The organism is Alkalicoccobacillus porphyridii (assembly GCF_007293315.1).
GTDB lineage: Bacteria > Bacillota > Bacilli > Bacillales > Bacillaceae_D > Alkalicoccobacillus > Alkalicoccobacillus porphyridii.
In genome coordinates this window covers 152,486-173,405 of record NZ_VLXZ01000003.1, presented here as the reverse complement: position 1 = coordinate 173,405, position 20,920 = coordinate 152,486, and the positions used below count along the sequence as shown (strand labels likewise).

At 43.0% G+C, this 20,920-nt stretch carries 17 protein-coding genes; 12 read left to right on the top strand and 5 right to left on the bottom strand.

The window, feature by feature from the left end; genetic code table 11:
• Positions 1 to 80: 80 nt before the first annotated feature.
• The gene (locus FN960_RS06205; protein WP_143847827.1) at positions 81 to 584 is read right to left on the bottom strand and encodes a hypothetical protein; all 504 of its coding nucleotides are present in this window, start codon (positions 582 to 584) and stop codon (positions 81 to 83) included.
• Between the two features lie 213 nt (positions 585 to 797).
• Here FN960_RS06205 and eutH point away from each other — a divergent pair, with 213 nt between their 5' ends.
• Both eutH and FN960_RS06195 read left to right on the top strand, forming a co-directional pair.
• Positions 798 to 1,898 (top strand): ethanolamine utilization protein EutH, encoded by a 1,101-nt coding sequence (gene eutH, locus FN960_RS06200; protein ID WP_306461604.1) that lies wholly within the window; start codon positions 798 to 800, stop codon positions 1,896 to 1,898.
• Positions 1,899 to 2,017: 119 nt separating this feature from the next.
• Entirely contained in the window at positions 2,018 to 3,841 is a 1,824-nt protein-coding gene (locus tag FN960_RS06195) for a UbiD family decarboxylase (protein WP_143847826.1), read from the top strand.
• A gap of 635 nt (positions 3,842 to 4,476) precedes the next feature.
• Here the strand turns inward: FN960_RS06195 and htpX are convergent.
• Complete coding sequence (gene htpX, locus FN960_RS06190; protein WP_143847825.1) at positions 4,477 to 5,382, bottom strand: protease HtpX; 906 nt, start codon at positions 5,380 to 5,382, stop codon at positions 4,477 to 4,479.
• 238 nt (positions 5,383 to 5,620) lie between these two features.
• Here htpX and FN960_RS06185 point away from each other — a divergent pair, with 238 nt between their 5' ends.
• From FN960_RS06185 to FN960_RS06145, 9 genes are all read left to right on the top strand, one after another.
• The gene (locus FN960_RS06185; protein WP_143848059.1) at positions 5,621 to 7,033 is read left to right on the top strand and encodes an NAD(P)-dependent oxidoreductase; all 1,413 of its coding nucleotides are present in this window, start codon (positions 5,621 to 5,623) and stop codon (positions 7,031 to 7,033) included.
• Between the two features lie 11 nt (positions 7,034 to 7,044).
• Entirely contained in the window at positions 7,045 to 8,319 is a 1,275-nt protein-coding gene (gene preA / locus FN960_RS06180; protein WP_143847824.1) for an NAD-dependent dihydropyrimidine dehydrogenase subunit PreA, read from the top strand.
• 11 nt (positions 8,320 to 8,330) lie between these two features.
• Positions 8,331 to 9,746, top strand: coding sequence for a dihydropyrimidinase (gene hydA / locus FN960_RS06175; RefSeq protein WP_143847823.1), 1,416 nt, complete (start codon positions 8,331 to 8,333; stop codon positions 9,744 to 9,746).
• A gap of 41 nt (positions 9,747 to 9,787) precedes the next feature.
• Complete coding sequence (locus tag FN960_RS06170; protein WP_143847822.1) at positions 9,788 to 11,266, top strand: NCS1 family transporter; 1,479 nt, start codon at positions 9,788 to 9,790, stop codon at positions 11,264 to 11,266.
• Positions 11,267 to 11,278: 12 nt separating this feature from the next.
• On the top strand, positions 11,279 to 11,506 hold the full coding sequence (locus FN960_RS06165; protein WP_143847821.1) for a hypothetical protein: 228 nt from the start codon (positions 11,279 to 11,281) through the stop codon (positions 11,504 to 11,506).
• Complete coding sequence (locus FN960_RS06160) at positions 11,503 to 12,738, top strand: Zn-dependent hydrolase (RefSeq protein ID WP_143847820.1); 1,236 nt, start codon at positions 11,503 to 11,505, stop codon at positions 12,736 to 12,738. Before FN960_RS06165 ends, FN960_RS06160 begins: the two co-directional genes overlap by 4 nt.
• Before the next feature lie 18 nt (positions 12,739 to 12,756).
• Entirely contained in the window at positions 12,757 to 14,109 is a 1,353-nt protein-coding gene (locus FN960_RS06155) for an aminotransferase (RefSeq protein ID WP_143848058.1), read from the top strand.
• Between the two features lie 198 nt (positions 14,110 to 14,307).
• The gene (locus FN960_RS06150; protein WP_143847819.1) at positions 14,308 to 16,038 is read left to right on the top strand and encodes an ABC transporter ATP-binding protein; all 1,731 of its coding nucleotides are present in this window, start codon (positions 14,308 to 14,310) and stop codon (positions 16,036 to 16,038) included.
• 121 nt (positions 16,039 to 16,159) lie between these two features.
• The gene (locus tag FN960_RS06145; RefSeq protein WP_143847818.1) at positions 16,160 to 17,080 is read left to right on the top strand and encodes an AEC family transporter; all 921 of its coding nucleotides are present in this window, start codon (positions 16,160 to 16,162) and stop codon (positions 17,078 to 17,080) included.
• Here the strand turns inward: FN960_RS06145 and FN960_RS06140 are convergent.
• A complete protein-coding gene (locus FN960_RS06140) occupies positions 17,030 to 17,623 on the bottom strand; it encodes a cysteine dioxygenase (protein WP_143847817.1) in 594 nt (197 codons plus the stop codon). The genes FN960_RS06145 and FN960_RS06140 overlap by 51 nt on opposite strands.
• Before the next feature lie 13 nt (positions 17,624 to 17,636).
• On the bottom strand, positions 17,637 to 18,533 hold the full coding sequence (locus FN960_RS06135; protein WP_143847816.1) for a DMT family transporter: 897 nt from the start codon (positions 18,531 to 18,533) through the stop codon (positions 17,637 to 17,639).
• Between the two features lie 399 nt (positions 18,534 to 18,932).
• Here FN960_RS06135 and FN960_RS06130 point away from each other — a divergent pair, with 399 nt between their 5' ends.
• The gene (locus FN960_RS06130) at positions 18,933 to 19,943 is read left to right on the top strand and encodes a zinc-binding alcohol dehydrogenase family protein (RefSeq protein ID WP_143847815.1); all 1,011 of its coding nucleotides are present in this window, start codon (positions 18,933 to 18,935) and stop codon (positions 19,941 to 19,943) included.
• A 124-nt stretch (positions 19,944 to 20,067) separates the two neighbouring features.
• On the opposite strand, the gene FN960_RS06125 is transcribed toward FN960_RS06130, so the two are convergent.
• Positions 20,068 to 20,622 carry a GNAT family N-acetyltransferase gene (locus FN960_RS06125; protein WP_143847814.1) on the bottom strand — a complete coding sequence of 185 codons (555 nt, stop codon included), beginning with the start codon at positions 20,620 to 20,622 and terminating at the stop codon, positions 20,068 to 20,070.
• Positions 20,623 to 20,920: the final 298 nt, after the last annotated feature.

The following is a 20,920-nucleotide window of genomic DNA, read 5'->3' as shown; positions in this document are numbered from 1 at the left end:
GCTACACTTACAAAGAATCAAGGACATTTCATCAATAACAGCCCCAAGCTTAACCGCCTGGGGCTTCTTTAAAAATACTCCTATTCAATACCAAGTACAAATAAGCTAAAACTGGCATATAAAAAATAGATGCCGAGGCAGGCGAAGAATCTCCTCCACAAGAAGCCGCCCGCATCCATAATTTCTTTCCTTGAGCGGTTTTCTGCCAACATTTTTCTTGCTTTTTTCGTTGCGTAGTGATGGTATGTGTGGTTTCCGAATAATCCGTACACCACTAAACCGATGAGTCCAAAGCTTACACCTTCCCACAAAGCGATGTCTGTTAGTAAAAATAATAAATCCGCACCAATCACTAAGCAAAAGAAATACGTGGCAAATAGATACATAGAGCGGCCGGCTGCCCACCAAAACGTGCCAAAAAAACCTCCAACATTAAAGCTCAAAAGCTTTGGTTTACCATCCTCCCCAATTGCCCATTTCTTTTGATAGTAATTGTATTTGTCTCCTACATAAAGCTTTAGTGCTTCCTCTTCTGAAACTGGTACATCTTCTACATCTGCATCTCTTACTGGTTCGCTTGTCATATGTTCCTCCTTACTATCTATTAAATAACTATAAATGTAAGCATATCTCAAATAAGAAATTAATGGCATAAAAATGGGTGGTCATCCGATCATTCCCTACTTTAGTCACGATCTGTCTAGGGTAACCTCAGGACTTTTCTTTCATAAAATCATTCCTAACTGTATACTGATTTTAATATTAACTAGATTGGTAGAGAGGCTGTTGTTGGTAGGATGATGTGGATAAACGAAGCGGTCATGCTGGTGTTGGCGATATTTTTTCTGATCGGTGCACTAGATCTCATGATTGGGAACAAATTTGGTATGGGTGAGTCCTTTAAAGAGGGCTTGTTTAGTATGGGGACGTTGGCATTAGCGATGATTGGCATCATTACGTTAGCTCCTATTGCGGCAGAGCTATTAATCCCTTTTGTCTCGCCTCTATATATTTGGATTGGTGCAGATCCTGCTTCCTTCGCTAATACGCTATTGGCGCTTGATATGGGAGGCTATGCGTTAGCAGAAAGAATGTCACTCGATCCAGAAGCGGCGTTATTCTCGTGGGTGTTTCTCGGGACTATGTTAGGACCAACGATTGTATTTACTCTTCCGGTGGCATTGACGCTTATTCAAAAGGATGATCATCGATATTTTGCTAAAGGAATATTAATCGGCTTAAGCACCATTCCTCTTGGGTGCTTTATTGGAGGAGCGTTGGGTGGCTTTCAGCTAGGCATGATGCTGGTAAACTTACTTATTCCATTTATTTTCTCTATCCTAATTATGATCGGTTTATGGAAGATTCCGAATCAATCCATTAAGGTGTTTATTTATTTTGGTAAGTTCATTCAAGTGTTAGCCATTTTTGGCTTAATGGTGATTGGTTTAGAGATTCTATTAGGGTATCAGATTAGTTCAAATACGGCTTCTTTTTCGGAGGGGTTGATGATTGTGGGTTCGATTGCGATTGTCTTGGCTGGTGCATTTCCGCTTGTAGCTTTTGTATCTAAGTTCTTGGACAAGTACCTTGAAAAGCTAGGGCATGTCATTGGGTTGGATGGAAAGTCGGTCACGGGGCTCATTGCGTCGCTAGCTCACATTATCCCGGCCTTTCTCCTTTTAAAGGAGATGTCACCTAGAGGCAAGGTAGTGGTTGTCGCCTTTTCCGTAAGCGGTGCCTTTGTGCTTGGAGGTCATCTTGGATTTGTTGCAGGTGTGAATCGTGATATGGTGATTTATATGATGATTGGAAAGTTGGTGGCAGGAATAAGTGCGGCACTGATTGCTTTATTCCTTGAGAAACGTGGCGATACTAAAGGTACGGATATTGCTTGAATCAGGTAGGGCAAAGGTTGCAAGTCCCTCCGTAACTAATGATACAATAGAAGGTAAGAAGCGCTGATAGACAGCAGAAAGGAATGGGGCGGTAGAGCAAGAGGCTCCAATAAATTCAAATGTATCGAAACCTAGAAGAAACAATTATAGACCTAGAGAAAAATGGACATTTAATCCGTATAAAAGAAGAGGTTGACCCTTATCTGGAGATGGCCTCTATTCAACGAAGAGTCTATCAGCAGGGTGGACCAGCTATTCTGTTTGAAAATGTAAAGGGATCAAAGTATCGTGCTGTTTCAAATTTATTTGGAACGCCTGAGCGTAGTAAATTCATGTTCCGAAAAAATTGGGATGAGATAAAAGAGCTTGTTGAACTGCGAGACGATCCAATGAAAGCTGCTAAACAGCCGTTGAAAAATGCGAGTAAGGGATTTGCTGCATTAAAAGCCTTGCCGCTAAAGAAGTTTAGCCTTGCTGGTGCTGGTTTTGAAGAGATCTCAATTTCAGATCTTCCTCCCATTCATTCATGGCCAATGGATGGTGGAGCCTTTGTCACCCTACCACAGGTTTATAGTGAGGACCCCGCAAATCCAGGTGTAAAGAGTGCGAATGTGGGGATGTACAGAGTGCAGCTTGACGGGAATGAGTATGAACCGAACAAAGAGATCGGTCTTCATTACCAAATTCAACGTGGTATTGGCGTACATCAAACGGAGGCCGCTAAAAAAGGTGAGCCGTTAAAGGTTAGTATTTTTGTAGGGGGGCCACCCGCTCACACGTTATCTGCTGTTATGCCATTACCTGAAGGATTAAGCGAAACCTTATTTGCTGGATTGCTTGCGGGACGCAGATTCCGTTACAGCTATGAAGATGGCTACTGCATCAGTCATGATGCGGACTTTGTTATTACCGGAGAAATTCATCCAGATGAAACGAAGCCAGAAGGGCCGTTTGGTGATCATTTAGGTTATTATAGCTTAATTCATGAATTTCCTGTTTTAAAAGTACATAAAGTGTATGCGAAGCCAAAAGCCATTTGGCCATTTACAGTTGTTGGGCGACCGCCACAGGAGGACACAAGCTTTGGTGCGATCATTCACGAACTAACAGGTAAGGCCGTAACGCAGGAGCTTCCCGGTGTAAAAGAGGTGCATGCTGTAGATGCCGCTGGAGTACACCCGCTCTTATTTGCTATTGGTAGTGAGCGATATACACCTTATCAAAAAGTGAAGCAGCCTACGGAGTTATTAACCATCGCTAATCGGGTGCTTGGTTTTGGGCAACTTAGCTTAGCCAAATATTTGTTCATTACAGCAGAAGAGGACGAGCCAATTGATACTCATGATGAGCTAGCCTTTATCCGCTATGTGCTGGAACGAATGGATATGCGCCGCGATCTCCATTTTTACACGAACACCACTATTGATACACTGGATTACAGTGGGACTGGTTTAAATAGTGGGAGCAAGGTTGTGTTTGCGGCCTATGGGGAGAAGAAACGAAGCTTATGCGAGGCTGTGCCAGAGAAACTTGTAGCACTTCAAGCTGTAAAAAACGCTCAGCTTGTAACTCCTGGGGTTGTTAGTTTTGAGTTAGACCCTTTTGTAAGCTATGAGCAAGCTGAACAGGAGCTTGAATCATTGACCCGTGAGTTGGCTGAAGTAGGAGACCTCTCCTCGAGCCCATTACTTATTTTGGCCGACGATAGCCGCTTTGTCAGTGCAACAAAGGTCAATTTCCTTTGGACAACCTTTACACGAAGTAACCCGTCTCATGATATGTACGGAGTGAACAGTTTTACTCGTCATAAGCATTGGGGATGTGAGGTTACCATCATTGACGCCAGAATCAAGCCGCACCATGCACCGCCACTTATTGAAAATGAAGAAGTCGAACGTAGAGTGGATCGATTTTTTGCAGAGGATGGACCGTTAAAACCGTGACCGAATAGGTTGCGGTTTTTTCTTATGAGTTGGGAGGTGGGGGTGAGAGGTGTGCGGATTTGCGGGGGGTGTCAAGAAGAAACGTTAGGAGAGCAAGAGGCGGGGATAGGCTTCGCGCCGATAGTGTCTCTCCCCCCGCCGCTTTTGAGTGCTTCGTGCCGATACCGTCTCATTTCCCGCCGCTTTCGTAGGCTTCGTGCCGATTCCCTATCACCTCTTATCCATTGTCCCAAGAGAAATCAAGGTTGTATCTCTTTATTCCATCACTTTTGAACAATAAGCATTAATAACTGGGTCCTTACCAACGGGAGGATGTCGATACCAAGAAGAATCGGTGTAAGAGCAAGAACGACCCGGTTCTTACCAAGAGGAGGATGCCGATACCAAGAAGGAACAGTGTAATAGCAAGAGCGACCGGGTCCTTACCAAGAAGAGAAGGGCGATACCAAGAAGAATCAGCTGAAAACCAAGAGCGACCAGCTCCTTACCAAGAAGAGAAGAGCCTCACCAAGAGCTTTACATCCATTACCACGAAAATAGCCTACTTTAGCAAGAAGCTCGATCCCTCAATTCACTCCAAAAAAACTTGCCGCCCTATTCGGTTAACGAAAGGTGACGGCAAGTTTGGCTTTTTCTTAGCGCTCTTCTAAGCGAGCAATTCGATCATCTAAATCAGGGTGAGTAGAGAACAGCTTCATCATGCCGCCTTTACCACTGATTTTCATTGTTTGTACAGCTGAGTCATCTGTGCGATCTTGAACAACTGCGCGAGAGGCGTGTTGCTTTAATGAACGAAGTGCGTGGATCATTTTATCGTTTCCTGCTAGATCGGCTCCTCCGCGGTCTGCGTGGAATTCACGGTAACGCGAGAAGGCGTTGACGACAATGCTTCCCAGAATAGAGAAGAGAATCTGCAGAATAATGATTGATGCTAATTGAACAATAAATTGCAATTCCGGTCTAACAAATCGAGAAAGAATAATAGCAAGCACACGTGATAAGAAGACAACAAATGCGTTCACAATTCCTTGTAGAAGCGTCATTGTTACCATGTCACCATTCGCGACGTGAGCCACCTCGTGAGCAATAACGCCTTCAACTGCGTCATCATCCATGGCTTGTAGTAAACCAGAAGAAACAGCTACTAATGATCTCTTTTTAGATGGACCTGTTGCAAAAGCATTCACTTCACCAGACTGATAAATCCCGACCTCAGGCATATGCATAAGGCCAGCAGCTCGTGATAAGCGGTGAACCTTTTCGACGATTGCACGTTCCTCGTAAGAAAGAGAACCATCTGGATCTAGTACCTTGACCTTCATCATCATCTTCGCTACCCAACGAGACATCGCGAGTGAGATAAAGGATCCAGCGAAACCGACGATTAAACTGAAGATCGCAATACCGACTAAGTTAATCTCACCTCCAGCCTGGAAGCTCAAATCAAAATTAGTAAAGTTAACAATCAGTCCCCAAACAATAAGGACGGTTGTCATAACCAAAACGTTGGTTAAAAGAAAAAGCATCAAGCGTTTACCCAAAGTAACACCCCCGAAAATAGTTGTATACCTCATCATACCATGTAAGTCTATTGGGAATCCAAGAAAGATGTCATGATTTTGTGAAAAGAATTACAAGGAATTTATTGTTACAACTATCTCTTACGCGCCTTAGTAAATGACGCTCAGATCCTGTCAGATTTTCTCGGATTTGTGCTTGTAATTGAATTATCTATCACATTATCTGACAAGGTCATTGATATCTGAATATTGCGCTTTTATGGTGGGCATAAGAAGAAAAATTTTTATTAGTCAGCTTATAGGGAGGGATTTGTCATTGAGTAGTGCTTATTTGGAGCGTTTACGTTTGAATTTTGAAGAAGTAGAACCGCCTTTATCCGCTCAGGAAGCGTTTGAGGAGGCGAGCCGTTGCTTATATTGCTACGATGCGCCCTGTATAACTGCGTGTCCGACTGGTATTGATATTCCGTCGTTTATTAAAAAGGTAACGACAGATAATCTGCTAGGGTCGGCACGCACCATTATGGAAGCGAATCCTGTAGGAGCGAGCTGTGCCAGAGTATGTCCCACTGATGAGTTATGCGAAGGTGCTTGTGTACTAAATGAATCTACCAAACCTATTTTAATAGGAAAGCTACAGCGTTATGCGACAGATTGGGCGATGCAAAATGAAAAGGTTTTGTTTAAAGCTGGTCAATCAAAAGGGAAGTCGGTGGCAATCGTTGGGTCAGGACCAGCTGGATTATCGGCAGCGAGGGAACTGGCTGTGATGGGGTATGATGTCACTATTTATGAAGCGGAGGAGGAAGCTGGTGGTTTGAACACATATGGCATAGTTTCTTTCAGACTCCCAAAGCAGGTCTCCTTTTGGGAGGTAGAGCAAGTGAAATCTGTGGGTGTTACCATTCATACGAATACGCGTGTAGGTGTTGACATTGGCTTTGATAAATTGAGACAAAAATACGATGCTGTGATCTTGGCCATAGGTATGTCAAACGTGCCGCTTTTGCACATCGATGGAGAAGATCTTGAAGGCGTATACGATGCCATTGAATTTGTGAAGGCGACGAAAGATGGACAGTTAAGCCAACAATTTATTGGAAAACGCGGAGTCGTTATTGGGGCAGGCAATACCGCAATTGATGGGGCTACCTGTGCGGTAAGACTAGGAGCGGACAACGTGAAAATTTTATATAGAAGGACGGTAGCAGAAATGACTGCCTATGATTTTGAGTATGAGTTTGCCAAACAGGATGGTGTTGAATTTCGCTGGTTAACCTCCCCAACCAAAATTATTGGAGATGAGAAGGGAAGGGTTAAATCGATAGAGTGCGTAGAAATGGAGCTTACGGAACCTGATCTTGATGGAAGAAGGAAAACAAGGCAAACCAATCGTAGTTTTTCTTTAAATGTCGATTTTGTTATCCGTGCTATCGGCCAATCCCGTTATACATGGTTGGACCAGGCGGGGATTGAAACAAACCATGGAGTCATTAAAGTGAATCCTGAGACATTAGAAACATCGGTTAGTGGAATATTTGCGTGTGGAGATGTGATTTTTGGACATGGACAGGGTGAAGCGATGGTCGTGTCTGCGGCTGAGCAAGGAAAACAAACCGCATATAGTGTTCATCAAAAGCTACTTGGACAACGAACAGAAACAAGTGCGTAGGGGGAGTGTATATGGCAGATTTATATAGCAATCTTGCTGGGATTTCATCACCTAATCCGTTTTGGCTGGCCAGTGCTCCACCAACAAACTCAGGTTACCAAGTACAGCGAGCGTTCGAGGCTGGCTGGGGTGGGGCTGTTTGGAAAACGCTTGGAGAACCGATTATTAATTCCACCTCTCGCTTTGCTGCTGTTTCCTTTAATGGGCAGAGGGTTGCTGGGTTTAATAATATTGAGCTCATTAGCGATCGACCGCTTGAGGTGAATTTGCGTGAGATTGCCGAAACCAAAAAAAGGTTTCCGGATCGGGCAATTGTTGCGTCATTAATGGTAGAGCCGCAGCAAGAAAAGTGGCATGAGATTGTCAAACAAGTGGAAGCGGTTGGGGTGGATGGATTAGAACTAAACTTCGGATGTCCGCATGGAATGGCTGAACGAGGAATGGGGGCAGCATCAGGTCAAGTGCCAGCCTTAGTTGAACAGCAGACTTATTGGGTTAAGGAGGTAGCAGAGACACCTGTCATCGTTAAGCTTACGCCAAATATTACGGACATCACTGCCACAGCGGAAGCGGCCGTTCAGGGTGGGGCCGATTCTATTAGTCTCATCAACACAATGAATAGCTTAGCAGCGGTGGACATTCATACATGGGATACCGTTCCAAATGTTGATGGCATCGGAACTCATGGGGGGTATTGTGGTCCTGCAGTGAAACCCATTGCACTTCACATGCTCGCAGAGTGTGCTAAAAACGAGCGAGTAACCGTACCCATATCAGGAATTGGTGGCATCTCGAACTGGCAGAATGTTGTGGAGTTTATGTTAATGGGTGCCTCGAATATTCAAGTGTGTACAGCGGCCATGCATCACGGTTTTCGAATCGTTGAGGATATGATTGATGGTTTGAGTAATTATTTAGATGATAAAGGGCTTGATTCGGTGGATCAGCTAATCGGTCGTTCGGTCCACAAATATTCGGATTGGGGCAATGTTAATCTCAACCATCAAATCATTGCCCGTATCAACACAGAGACCTGTATCAACTGTAATAAATGTCAAATAGCCTGCGAGGATACCGCGCATCAATGCATCAGCCGCTATAAAGATGGAGCTGGGAAATCGTATTTATTGGTAAATGAGGACGAGTGCGTAGGTTGTAATCTTTGTTCCATTGTTTGTCCGGTAGATGGGGTCATTGATATGGTCAAGGTAGCAAATGGTTTACCGCCACTCTCGTGGAATGAAAGGCAAACGGCTATGAACACCTTACATGCTTCAAATTCTTAGGAGGGATAACGATGAAAACCATTATTCGGAATGGAATTATTGTCACGGCGTCAGACACATATGAAGCTGATATTTTAATTGAAGGAGAGCAAATCTCGGCTATTGGAAGTGGATTTCCTCTAAGTGACGCCACTGTTATAGATGCAGAAGGCTGCTACATATTTCCGGGGGGAGTCGATCCACATACACATTTAGACATGCCCTTTGGAGGAACGGTGACAAAGGATGATTTCACATCGGGAACAACGGCGGCCGCGTTTGGTGGCACAACCACCATTGTAGACTTCTGTTTGACAGAAAAGGGCAAGCCGCTTAATAAAGCGATTAAAAACTGGCACAAAAAATCAAAGGGAAAAGCAGCGATTGACTATAGCTTTCATTTGATGATTGGAGAAATGTCAGATGAAGTATTAACAGAGCTACCAATGGTGATTGAAGAGGAAGGAATTACATCGTTTAAGGTATTTATGGCATACAAAGATGTCTTTCAAGCGGATGATGCAACTTTATTTCGTACGTTACTAAAAGCAAAAGAGCTAGGTGCGCTTGTAATGGTGCACGCGGAAAATGGAGATGTCATTGATTATCTAACAAAAGAGGCATTAGCAAATGGTCAAACGGATCCGATTTATCATGCCTTAACGCGACCGGTAGAAGCAGAAGGGGAAGCTACAGGTCGTGCATGTCAGTTAACGGCACTGGCTTCCTCGCAGCTCTATGTTGTTCATGTAAGCTGCGAGGAAGCGGTAAAACAGATCGAACGTGCTCGTCGTGCAGGAGCAGATATTTGGGGGGAGACGTGCCCGCAGTATCTGACACTTGATATAGATGAGCTAAGGAAACCAGATTTCGAAGGGGCAAAGTATGTGTGGTCACCACCCTTACGTGAAAAAAAGCATCAAGACGTATTATGGAATGCCTTACGTACGGGGGGATTACAAACAATAGGTAGTGACCAATGCTCCTTTGACTTCAAAGGACAAAAAGAACTCGGTATAGACGACTTTACAAAGATACCAAATGGTGGGCCGATGATTGAAGACCGCATGAGTATTTTGTATTCAGAGGGTGTGGCAGAGGGCAAAATTAACTTGAATCAATTTGTAGATGTGACGTCAACCCGGGCGGCTAAACTCTTTGGGCTTTATCCTAAAAAGGGCTCAATTTCAATTGGGGCAGATGCAGATCTTGTTATCTTTAATCCGTTTGTTGTTCGAACGATATCCAGCGAGACACATCATATGAAGGTTGACTATAACGCGTTTGAAGGGAAGCAAGTGAAGGGAGCTGTAGAGGTGGTATTGTCAAAAGGGAAGGTCATTATTCAGGACAATGAATACAAAGGAACAGTTGGAGATGGAACCTATATCAAACGAGCTAAATACGGTCAATCATTAAGAAATGCGGCTATAGCAGAGCATGTGTAACAAAAAAACTAAATAGATTGCAAATGAGAGGTTGTGTTCACATGTCCAAACGAGGGTATTTGAAGTCTCCTGATTTGTTTCCTGTTTCTCAGCAAGGTCGAAAAATGAGTACCACTGGCTTTGCCATTCTTTGGGTGAGTATGGCAGTTGTCTTAGCGGCATTTGCTATTGGAGGAGATGGGATTCAACAGCTCCCACTTCACCTTGTCATATTGGCAACACTTGTCGGTTCTCTTGGCATTGGTATTTGTATGACGTTAACGGGAGATATCGGAATTGAACATGGATTATCTTTCCCCGTTTATTTAAGAGCTCCGTTTGGCACAATTGGCACACATATTCCTTCCATAATGAGAGGATTTGTAGCCTCCTGCTGGTTTGGTGTGAATACCTTCTTTGGTGCCACAGGAATCAACGCCATTTTAGTTATGGTTTTTGGGGTCGATCAATGGTTCCTCTGTTTTCTCATCTTTGCTGCTCTTCAGCTTTTTAATACAGCCTTTGGAATTAAGGCGGTAGAAAGGTTTGCCAATTTGGCAGCTCCTATTATTGTGATTATATCTGGTTGGATGTACTTAGCCTTATCAGAACAAGCGCAGATTGCGGGGAGGGACATTTGGGGTTGGGTCGAGAACCCGGTGACGGGAACGGCAGTAGTTGGTTCGTTTGCTGTGATTGCGATGGCCACTATGGGCTTCTGGGGAACCTTAGCTGCCGATATGCCCTCCATATCCAGGTTTATTAAAGCACCAAAGTATGAAAGGAGCTGGTTTAAACGTAATAAAGGACAATTGATTGGCAGCTTAATAGCGATGCCAGTGGTTCATACCTTTATGGTCATTGTTGGAGCGGTCTCTTATATTGCTGTTTCAATCTCTAACCCTGTTGATGCATTGCTTGAGACAACAAGTAATGTTCTGATACTCGGGGTGTTAATGCTGATGATTGCATTGGCACAATGGTCAACAAATACGTCAGCTAATTTAATTCCTGCGGCTACAATATTCTCAAATGTTGGGGGTCCTCGTGTACCTCATTGGATAGGTGTACTCATTGCCGGGGTGATCGGGGTGCTTGTTCAGCCTTGGAATTTGTTTGCGATTATTGTACCTGCTTTGTTAGTTGTAGGTGGCATCTTAGCTGCTATTGTAGGTATTTTGGTAAGTGATTATTACTTCATTCGTAAAAGGCGAGTGAATGTAACTGAGCTTTATGAAGAAAAAGGTCAATATCACTACTGGAACGGATTGAACCTAGCTGGTTTGTTATCTTGGATCATTGGTGGAAGTGTATCCTTATTCGTGCCTAGCTACTCCTACTTGGTCGGCTTTGTGACTGGGGGATTGTTATATTACGTAAGTGCAAAGTATTGGTGGTTTCAAATCTACAAACAAGCAGAGCTCGAGAATCCAAAGGACGAACTTTTTTTAGGGCTATCAGTGGGTAGAGATTGGACCATTGATGAGACAGATGAAGCTAATGAGCTGCTGGTTGAAGAAATAAAACATCAGTCGCTATGAGGAGGAAGGTAAATGGCTGAGTATTTGCAGTATATAAGCGAGAAGCAGGAAATTGAGCAGCTGTTGGAGCAGGGCTACCAGATTTATAACATGAGGGACCACTTAAATGGAACGGATGTTTTGATGAAAAAGCCAGAGGAATCTGAATTGGTTACTCTCGTTTTAGGAAACGCGAATGCAAGGAAATATCTCACAACGATCCTTTCTCTCCAATTAGCGAATGAGAGGAGACTCGTATGAAACAACAGAAGCTAGCTATTAATGGAACACAATTACGACAAACACTTGAAACATTCTCTTCATTTGGAGCGACCGAAAATGAGGGAGTGACTAGACTTTCACTAACGGAGGATGACGTACAGGCTAGAGAATATTTCCGCACCGAATGTGAGTCACTAAACATGCAAGTGAGCGTTGATGATTTAGGTACTATGTATAGCAAATTAGAAGGAGAGGATCCTGACCAGCCAGCGATTTATATAGGGTCTCATCTTGATTCGGTCAAAAAAGGCGGTCGTTTTGATGGGGTACTTGGCGTAATCGCTGGATTGGAAATTGCTCGTACCTTTGTTGAGCATAATCTGAAGCCGGCATGTTCGCTTATCATTGTTAATTTTACAAATGAAGAAGGAGCCCGATTTGAGCCTTCAATGATGGCATCTGGTGTGATTGCTGGAAAGTTTGATAAGAATACGATGATGAAGAAAACAGATACAGAGGGAATGTCATTTGCCGAGGCATTAAGCAACAGTGGATTTGAGGGATCAATTGAAAATCGCCTTACACAAGGAAAGGCTTTTTTGGAGCTTCACATTGAACAAGGTCCAATCTTAGAAGCAGAGTCCTTGCAAATTGGTGCAGTTGAATGCGTCGTAGGCATGGTTTGCTATGAAATAGAGATTACTGGTGAATCGAACCACGCAGGAACCACCCCACAGCATATGAGAAAAGACGCATTAACAGCAGCGAATCAATGTCTAACTGAGCTTCATCAGGGTTTAGGAAATATAGATGAGACGTTGGTTTACACCATGGGGCGATTTAACGTCTATCCGAATGTTCATACGGTGATTCCAAATAAAGTTGTTTTTACTGTAGAAGCAAGGCATCGAGAGGAAGCCATATTACAGAAGGTGGAACAAATTCTAGGTAACGTAATAGATTCGATGGACGGGGTATGCTCATATTCTACAAAGAAACTATGGTCTAGAGAAACAGTGTGGTTTGATCAAAAGCTAGGACAAATTATTGAGAAATCAGCCGATTCATTAAATTTATCCTATAAACAGATGGTAAGTGGTGCGGGGCACGATGCCCAGTTTATTGCTTCCTTGTTACCAACGGCTATGATCTTTGTTCCGAGCGCAGGTGGAAAAAGTCATGATGAGGATGAATTCACGACCTGGGAGGAATGTGAAAACGGGGCAAACGTATTATTAGAAACCGTGCTTGAATTGACGGAATTGTTATAAAGGGGGGCTTGTAGCATGATGAATACGCCGATGAACAAAACATTGGAGGAAAAGGATCAATCGTCTTTATGGCATGCCTTTCATCGTTACCATCCCGACGCAGTGCCTTTTATTGCCGAGAAGGGTGAGGGGTCGTGGTTTACGGATACGAACGGAAATCGATTTATGGACGGTGTATCGGGATTATGGTGCTTAAATCTAGGCTATGGTCAAACAGAATTGATTGAAGCTGCTACCGAGCAAATGAGTCAACTTGCTTATTTTCCTCTGACGTTTGGTCATCAACCAGCGATTGATCTAGCTGAAAAGCTTGATCACCTTCTTGGTGGGTATCGAACGTTTTTCTCCAATGGTGGTTCAGATGCAAATGAAACGGCTTTTAAAATCGCCAGACAACATCACAAACAGACTGGAAATCCTGAGAAGTTCAAAATCATCTCGCGTTATCGTGCCTATCATGGGAACTCTTTGGGTGCCCTGAGTGCGACAGCACAGGCTAACCGCAAGATGAAATACGACCCGCCGGCTCCGGGATTTTTACATGTTCCGCCACCTTATGCTTATCGTTCAAGCTTCGGAAATTTTGAGAGGGATGATGAGTTGACAGCAAATTATCTTGAACAGACGATTCTCTGGGAAGGGCCGGAAACTGTAGCAGCATTTATTATGGAGCCAGTTATCTCCGGTGGAGGTGTACTTTATCCTCAAACTTCTTTATATTTTGACCGAGTTCGAGAAATCTGTGATAAGTATAATGTCTTATTAATCCTTGATGAGGTAGTATCCGGCTTTGGGCGTACGGGCAAAATGTTTGGTCATTTACATGCTGAGCACTTCAAACCAGACATCATCACTTTGGCAAAAGGTTTAACAAGTGGTTATTTGCCATTAGGCGCAACCTGTGTAAAGCATAGTATTTACGATTCATTTAAAGAGAGCTCTACCGATAACCATTTTCGACATATCTCCACATATGGGGGACATCCTGCTTCATGTGCCGTTGCATTAAAAGCTATTGATATTATAGAGCGTAAAGAGATTGTAGAACGAGTGGAGGAGTTAGAGGAAACGGTTCTATCTGAGTTACACCAATTGAGTGAGCTTTCTATTATTGGTGATGTTCGAGGCATTGGCTTTCTGTATGGGATTGAACTAGTGACAAATAAAGAAAGTAAGCAGCCAGCGTCAGATGCGACAATGAAAGCAATAGTTGCTGCCTGCCAGAAGAAGGGTCTCATTATTGGAAAAAATAGTGATACTGTTCCGGAAGGTGGAAATGTATTAATCGTTGCTCCCCCTTTAACATCAACAGAGGAGGACTTGCGTTTTTTAATTGGAACCATAAAAGAAGTCATTCAAGCATATTCATAGAAAGAGAGCATTTGAATTATTTGAGAATCTGAGCAACGGTATGAAAACGTTGTTCGGATTCTTTTTCTGTGAATACCTTACGTTCAGAGTTACTCCCTAAATCTTCACTTCTTCCCAAACTAGTTATTGCCAAGTAAATATGAGTAGCGTAGAATATAATTGAGAATGAATATCAGATGTAAGAGAAGGGGAACATAAATGTTACGTGCTTTTATGAGCTATTATAAACCATATAAACGATTATTCGCTTTTACCTTATTTTGCGGAATCTTAGCTGGTGCGCTTGAACTTGCTTTTCCGCTTGCTGTTAATCAAGTGATTGATAACTTACTTCCATCAGGTAACTGGACGATTATCCTATGGAGTGCAGTTGGCTTATTGGCCTTATATATTTTTAATGGTGGCTTCCATTACGTGATTACATATTGGGGGCATAAGTTAGGGATCAATATTGAAACGGACATGCGTAGAGAATTATTTGACCATATTCAAAAGCAATCGGTTCAGTATTTTGATAATACAAAGACGGGTCACTTAATTTCTCGTTTAACCAATGATTTAATGGATATTGGCGAGGTAGCACACCATGGTCCGGAAGAAGTTGCAATTTCTATTATGACGCTGCTTGGTGCGTTTGGTATTATGCTTTCAATTAATTGGCAGCTTGCCGTCATGACCTTTGTTCTTGTACCATTTCTGATTGTTTTTACGTACTTCTTTGGAAAGAAAATGTCAGTGGCAATGACATGGATGTTCTCTAGCATTGCCGACTTTAACTCGAGAGTCGAAAATAATGTAACAGGTATTCGTGTGGTCAAAGCATTTGTAAATGAAGGTCATGAATCTGAAAAATTCTCTCATAATAACAAGGGATTCCGTGCTTCAAAGCTTAAAGCCTATAAGATTATGGCAAAATATACGGCTTCAAGCCAAATTGTTATGAAGTTTCTTTTAATCTTTGTTTTATTATGTGGAACATGGTTTGTGATTAATGGACAGCTAACGTATGGAGAATTTGTTGCCTTTGTTCTATTGGCGAATGTAATGATTGGTCCCATTAACAAGCTAAATGCTGTGATGGAAATGTATCCAAAGGGTATTGCAGGGTTTAGACGTTATCTCGACCTACTAAATATGAAGCCAGAACAGGAAGACAACCCCAATGCAATCCATGTGGAAAAGCTAAAGGGGGACATTGAATATAAGAATGTCGTCTTTGGTTATGAAAACAAGGATAAGGTGTTAAATGGCGTCAACTTCTCTATTAGAGCTGGAGAGACAGTTGCCCTTGTTGGGCCTTCTGGTGCCGGAAAAACAACGATTTGTTCTTTGCTACCACGTTTTTATGAGATCGATAATGGAGAAATATCCATTGATGACTACAATATACATGATCTAACGATGGCTTCTCTTAGAGAGCAAATCGGTGTGGTGCAGCAGGATGTGTTTTTATTTGATGCTTCGATCAGAGAAAATATTGCCTATGGGAAGCTTGATGCAACAGATGAAGAAATCTGGGAAGCGGCAGAGCGTGCGCAGATGACAACTATTATAAAGTCTCTTCCAGAGGGCTTGGATACACTCATTGGCGAACGTGGAGTGAAGCTATCAGGTGGGCAGAAGCAACGCTTATCGATTGCCCGTATGTTCTTGAAAAACCCTGCTATCCTCATCTTGGATGAAGCAACATCTGCTTTAGATACGGAAACAGAAGCAGCAATTCAGAGTGCTCTTGCTGAGCTTGCGGTTGGGCGTACGACCATTATTATCGCTCACCGCTTGGCCACGATTAAGGAAGCTGATCGGATCTTTGTTGTCACTGAAAACGGAATTGAAGAAGAAGGAACTCATCAGGAATTGCTCCAGAAAAAAGGAGCCTACAGTCGCCTTCATCATGCACAGTTTGATTTTGATTACGCTGGTGCCTAATAAAAGCTTGTCGACATCATTTCGTTAAATGAAAGGTCGACAAGCTTTTTTATTTTGTGCCGATTTTTCTACCCATGAATAAAATACCTCAACCATTATTCTATAAGGGTGGGGATGAGACTTGCTTGAGCTATACCTTATGTTTTTTGTTGGCTTGGTGGCTTATTGGATTGGCTGGATTCCATCAGTGGGTAGGCCAGTATTAACTAATCTTTTACTATACGTGACGCTCCCTTGTTTGATTGTGACCTCCATGGATGTACCGTTTGATTCAAGCCTTGGAAAAGGGGTTGGTCTACTCATCCTCTTATCTATTTATTTTCTAGCCGGTACAGCATGTATTGCCAAATGGTCCTCCGTTATGTTAAATCTCAACCCTTTTACCTCGGGAGTGTATCAGAGCTTACTTTTATTTGGTAACCAAGGATTCATTGGTGTGGCGGTGGTATCACATTTAGTTGGGCCAGAGTTTTTATTTATAGCGGTTGTATTTAATCTTGTGTACTTTATTCTAATTTGGACATATGGAATATGGTTGATGTGTCAGGGGAAAGAAGGAATGAAGCTCTCTACTATCTGGGGAAATCCTGGTTTTGTAGCCACATTAGTAGGACTTTGTTTATTTTTTCTTCCTATCTCGATGCCAGCCACATTAAATAACGCATTAAGTAGTGTTGGCGAGATGACGGTGCCACTGTCGATGATTGTGATTGGTTGTTTTACCGCTTCTATTTCAAAAAATGACTTAAAACAATATTTGGGATCTGGCTTGGTGTGGCTCATTACGTTGCTAAGACTGCTTGTGCTACCAGCTGCCTTATTTCTACCCGTCCTCTTCCTTCATCTGCCACTTGATTGGCTTTTAGTTGCTGTGTTGTTATCAGCTACACCTTGTGCTCCAACCATTAGTTTGTTTGCAGAAAAATATGGTGGAGACGTTAAGCTTGCTACCGTCTCAGTTCTTGTGTCTACACTTTTTGCATCAGTGACCTTACCGTTTTTGTTTTGGCTTTTCGAGTGGCTGGGCACCGGGCTTTTTTAGCTTCATTTCTTTTATTTTCTGATGCTGTTCCTCTGGCCACCACGCTCCGCATTCATCCGAAACGATACAAGCCGCACACGCTTTTAGGTCATACACCTTCATATTCTGAATGGGCGGGGAGTAGAGATGCAGGGTGACTAAATCATGCCCTCCATTTGCTTTCATCCGGTGAATACCTGCTTTAGGTGCATAAAATATAGATCCATTCTGCTCTTTTCTCGAGAAGAGGGCTTCTGGCAGTTCACCATGTTTGCACGAGTATATCGTATTAATGGTTGAACCACTGATGACTTGGATCCACCCTTGGGAATCCCCGTGATCGTGTGGTGAACAGGATAATTGAGACCAATTCATAACTAGGAGCTCAACCTCCTCATTTTGAAAAAGCAGTCTGCGATAGTATGGTTTTTTATCAGTTGAATGTAAAAAGGGTAGAAGTTCTTCAAGCTTGGTATTTAAAGAAATCAGAGCACGTCGCATATCTTGTGGACTGGGAGATGCCAATGGCTGTAAGTGAAGCTTTACTCGCTCAAGATAAGTCATGCCAGCCTCCTTATCACTTTGCTGGGTTGGACCGATTGACTAACACTACTCCTCCTATAATTATGAGACCCCCAAGTACACTTATGAGTGAAATATGCTCGTGTAACAAAACTATAGCGGCAATCAGTGTGGTAAGTGGCTCTAAATACAGAAACGAAGAGACTCTTGAAGCCTCCATGACCTCTAAGGCCTTTGCCCAAAACCAGTAGGCAATGCCTGAAACAAATACACCTAAGAACAAAAGATGAGCCCACTCAGCCTGCGAAAGCAAGGGCAGAGCCTCCCACCCCTTCTGTCGAATCATAAAGGGTAGAGTGAGTAGAAAACCAATCAAGCACATATAAAAGGTAATCACGATGGAAGGCATGGGGATATAAAGCTTTTTGAGAAGGATAGAATACACGGCCCAATTTAATGTACTAAGGAGCATGAGTAAGTATCCAATGTTAAGCGAGAAAGATAATGTATGCGAGGGTCCAGATGATGTTATGAAAAGAACGCCGATCACTGCCATCATCATCCCACCGATTTTAAATACAGACACACGTTCATGCAAAAAGAGAATGGACAAAGCGACAGTGAAAATCGGGGAAAAAGAAATCATCCAGCCCGCATTTGCAGCATCTATCGTTAAAAGAGCAGTTGCTTGAATTAATTGGTGAACAAACACCCCTAATACACCAAGGATAAGAAGATGAGGCACATATGCCAAACGAAGACGCAAGTGGGCTCGCTGAACGAACAATAATAAGAAAAGAAATAACGCGCCAATTCCAAAACGTAGAACCAATAATGAAAGAGGATCCAGCACCCCAAGCACAGCTTTAGTAGATACAAAAGACACACCCCAAAAGCTAATAGAAAGAAAGGCATACATAGAGGCAGCCACTGAGGGGTTAGCAGTATTCATAGATGACTCCTTTCCGAAAAAAAGGTGAAGTCCTTTTGATTGTGTACATACTGACGTTAATATCTATCTAAACAAGCGGACGAAAATGGAGGGCCGACACCTGAGGGACGAAAAGGTTCAATGAGCTAAATCAACGTAGTCGAGTTAGCTCATTACCTTCCCGCGGTAAGCGTGCCCCCCCATTTTCGGGAGCGGCAGTCGAAGAACTAAACCATTAGCCGTCCTCTATCTCTTTACATTAGTGGAAGTTTAACTCAATCGAAAAAGATTTTGTACAAGTATATGCTCGTCTATTAGAGTTATGTGAACATGGAGGCACCGACTGGGGCATTTTAAACGTTTAAGTACCCTTTGCAATAGGGAAGAAGGTGAACAGGATAAAGAAAAGGAGTAGAAACCATGAAAGCAGTTGGTTTGAAAAAATATTTACCGATTGAACATGAGGAGAGTTTCTTAAACGTAGAGATTCCAAAGCCAGTGCCAACCGGACGAGATCTTCTTGTAAACGTTCGTGCCGTTTCAATTAATCCAGTTGATACAAAAGTAAGAGCTCCAAAGGATCAGGTAGAGGAGGAGCCGCGTATTCTTGGCTGGGATGCGAGTGGGATTGTGGTGGAAGTTGGCGATGAGGTTAGCGATTACAAGGTCGGAGATGAAGTGTACTATGCAGGCAGTATTACACGCCCAGGCTCCAATAGTGAATATCAGCTTGTGGATGAACGGATTGTTGGCAAAAAGCCAAGCTCTCTTGATTTTGCCAAAGCAGCTGCCTTACCACTAACGACAATCACTGCCTGGGAAGCGTTATTTGAGCGTTTTGATGTGAAGTTAGAAGCTAAGGAAGAGAATAAGCAGAAGCATCTATTAATCATCGGAGGCGCAGGAGGAGTGGGTTCCATCGCGATTCAGTTAGCTAAGCTAGCGGGTCTCAGAGTGACTGCTACAGCCTCTCGTGAGGAAACCACAACATGGGTGCAGAAGCTAGGAGCAGACAATGTGATTAACCACCATGAGTCCCTTAAGGAACAATTGCAGGAAGAGGTAGATTACATCCTCTGTTTGAATAGTACGGAACAGCATTGGCAAGCAATGGGAGAAATCATTAAACCTCAAGGCCAGATTTGTTCCATTGTAGAGAGTCCAGAGCTGCTGGATTTGAATGTACTGCAAAGCAAAAGCGTGACATTTGTTTGGGAATTCATGTTCACCCGACCGATGTATAAAACGGAGGATATGAGCCAGCAACAGTACCTATTAAACCAGGTTAGTCAGCTATTTGAAGAAGGGCATCTGCAGGCCACTTTAACCGAAACCCTATCACCCATTGAAGCAAAAACCATAAAAGAAGCCCACGCCAAAGTAGAAAGTGGAAAGATGATTGGTAAGATTGTCGTCAAGGGGTTTAACTAAGTGAAAAAGCAACGGAAGCAACCAGCATAGGGAATGCACGAAGACTTGTGGGTCTTGGCCTAGGTGAGACACCTCAGTGCGTCAGCACAAGGAGGCTCACCAGCCGCCTGCGAAATCTAGATTACTATTTATGAGGGATCACTCGATCTAAAGTACTCTCCATTAAGCTCCACGCTTCCTCGCAACTTTCTTCAGTAAGATACGGCTTAAAACCATAATTTAAATACATATTAATGGCTTGATAGCTTGTTGTTTGAGACGTGAGATAGGCTTTGGAGTGAATCTGAGCGAGTATATTCATTGCTGCACTTAATAAGGGCTTGGCTAGTTTCTTCCCTTGATATCTTGGATCCACACCAACCCAATGAATTCTACCTGAAATTTCACCGTCGCCTTTTAAGTCGCCATACCACGCAGTAGTTGTGGCAATGTACTCCCCCTGGTCGTTTTCAATAAAAAGACAACGCTTCTCCATTTCATCCTTATACGGAGCGAATTCTTTTTGGAAACGTTCTAGTGCTGCTTCTTCATTTTTAAATTCTCCTACACTCGTTTCAATTCTTGCCCAATGCTGCTCATCACCTGGCACATATGGTTTTATTGTAAACCCGGCAGGAAGTGCATATTGAGGAATCTCTAACGTATTTGCTCTCACCATTTTTAATGGAATTCGTTTCATAGTAACTCTCCTTATCAAAATAGGTATGTGGGTCAAGTCTTTATTATTTTATACATAGTCATACTGATGCCAACCCTAAAACAAGCGGACAAAATAGGATGGCCGACACTTGCGGGGGAAAAGGCCGTCACTGAAAAAGTCATTTAGAAATGAGCTCATGCACCGCTACAGGAGAAAACTTCGCTTTCCACGGGAACGGCCTCAGCCCTTGAAGTGGAAGTGCGCCACTTCAATGTCTTCAGACGCGTTCTTTTCCGTAGGAGTCTACGTTTTCTCCTTCCGCTCTTGTTCCCGATCA

Bases quoted from the DNA above. Each gene is read 5' to 3' on its own strand.
- FN960_RS06205 (WP_143847827.1), bottom strand. From the start codon at position 584: ATGACAAGCGAACCAGTAAGAGATGCAGATGTAGAAGATGTACCAGTT.
- eutH (WP_306461604.1), top strand. From the start codon at position 798: ATGATGTGGATAAACGAAGCGGTCATGCTGGTGTTGGCGATATTTTTT.
- FN960_RS06195 (WP_143847826.1), top strand. From the start codon at position 2,018: ATGTATCGAAACCTAGAAGAAACAATTATAGACCTAGAGAAAAATGGA.
- FN960_RS06185 (WP_143848059.1), top strand. From the start codon at position 5,621: ATGGTGGGCATAAGAAGAAAAATTTTTATTAGTCAGCTTATAGGGAGG.
- preA (WP_143847824.1), top strand. From the start codon at position 7,045: ATGGCAGATTTATATAGCAATCTTGCTGGGATTTCATCACCTAATCCG.
- hydA (WP_143847823.1), top strand. From the start codon at position 8,331: ATGAAAACCATTATTCGGAATGGAATTATTGTCACGGCGTCAGACACA.
- FN960_RS06170 (WP_143847822.1), top strand. From the start codon at position 9,788: ATGTCCAAACGAGGGTATTTGAAGTCTCCTGATTTGTTTCCTGTTTCT.
- FN960_RS06165 (WP_143847821.1), top strand. From the start codon at position 11,279: ATGGCTGAGTATTTGCAGTATATAAGCGAGAAGCAGGAAATTGAGCAG.
- FN960_RS06160 (WP_143847820.1), top strand. From the start codon at position 11,503: ATGAAACAACAGAAGCTAGCTATTAATGGAACACAATTACGACAAACA.
- FN960_RS06155 (WP_143848058.1), top strand. From the start codon at position 12,757: ATGAATACGCCGATGAACAAAACATTGGAGGAAAAGGATCAATCGTCT.
- FN960_RS06150 (WP_143847819.1), top strand. From the start codon at position 14,308: ATGTTACGTGCTTTTATGAGCTATTATAAACCATATAAACGATTATTC.
- FN960_RS06140 (WP_143847817.1), bottom strand. From the start codon at position 17,623: ATGACTTATCTTGAGCGAGTAAAGCTTCACTTACAGCCATTGGCATCT.
- FN960_RS06135 (WP_143847816.1), bottom strand. From the start codon at position 18,533: ATGAATACTGCTAACCCCTCAGTGGCTGCCTCTATGTATGCCTTTCTT.
- FN960_RS06130 (WP_143847815.1), top strand. From the start codon at position 18,933: ATGAAAGCAGTTGGTTTGAAAAAATATTTACCGATTGAACATGAGGAG.
- FN960_RS06125 (WP_143847814.1), bottom strand. From the start codon at position 20,622: ATGAAACGAATTCCATTAAAAATGGTGAGAGCAAATACGTTAGAGATT.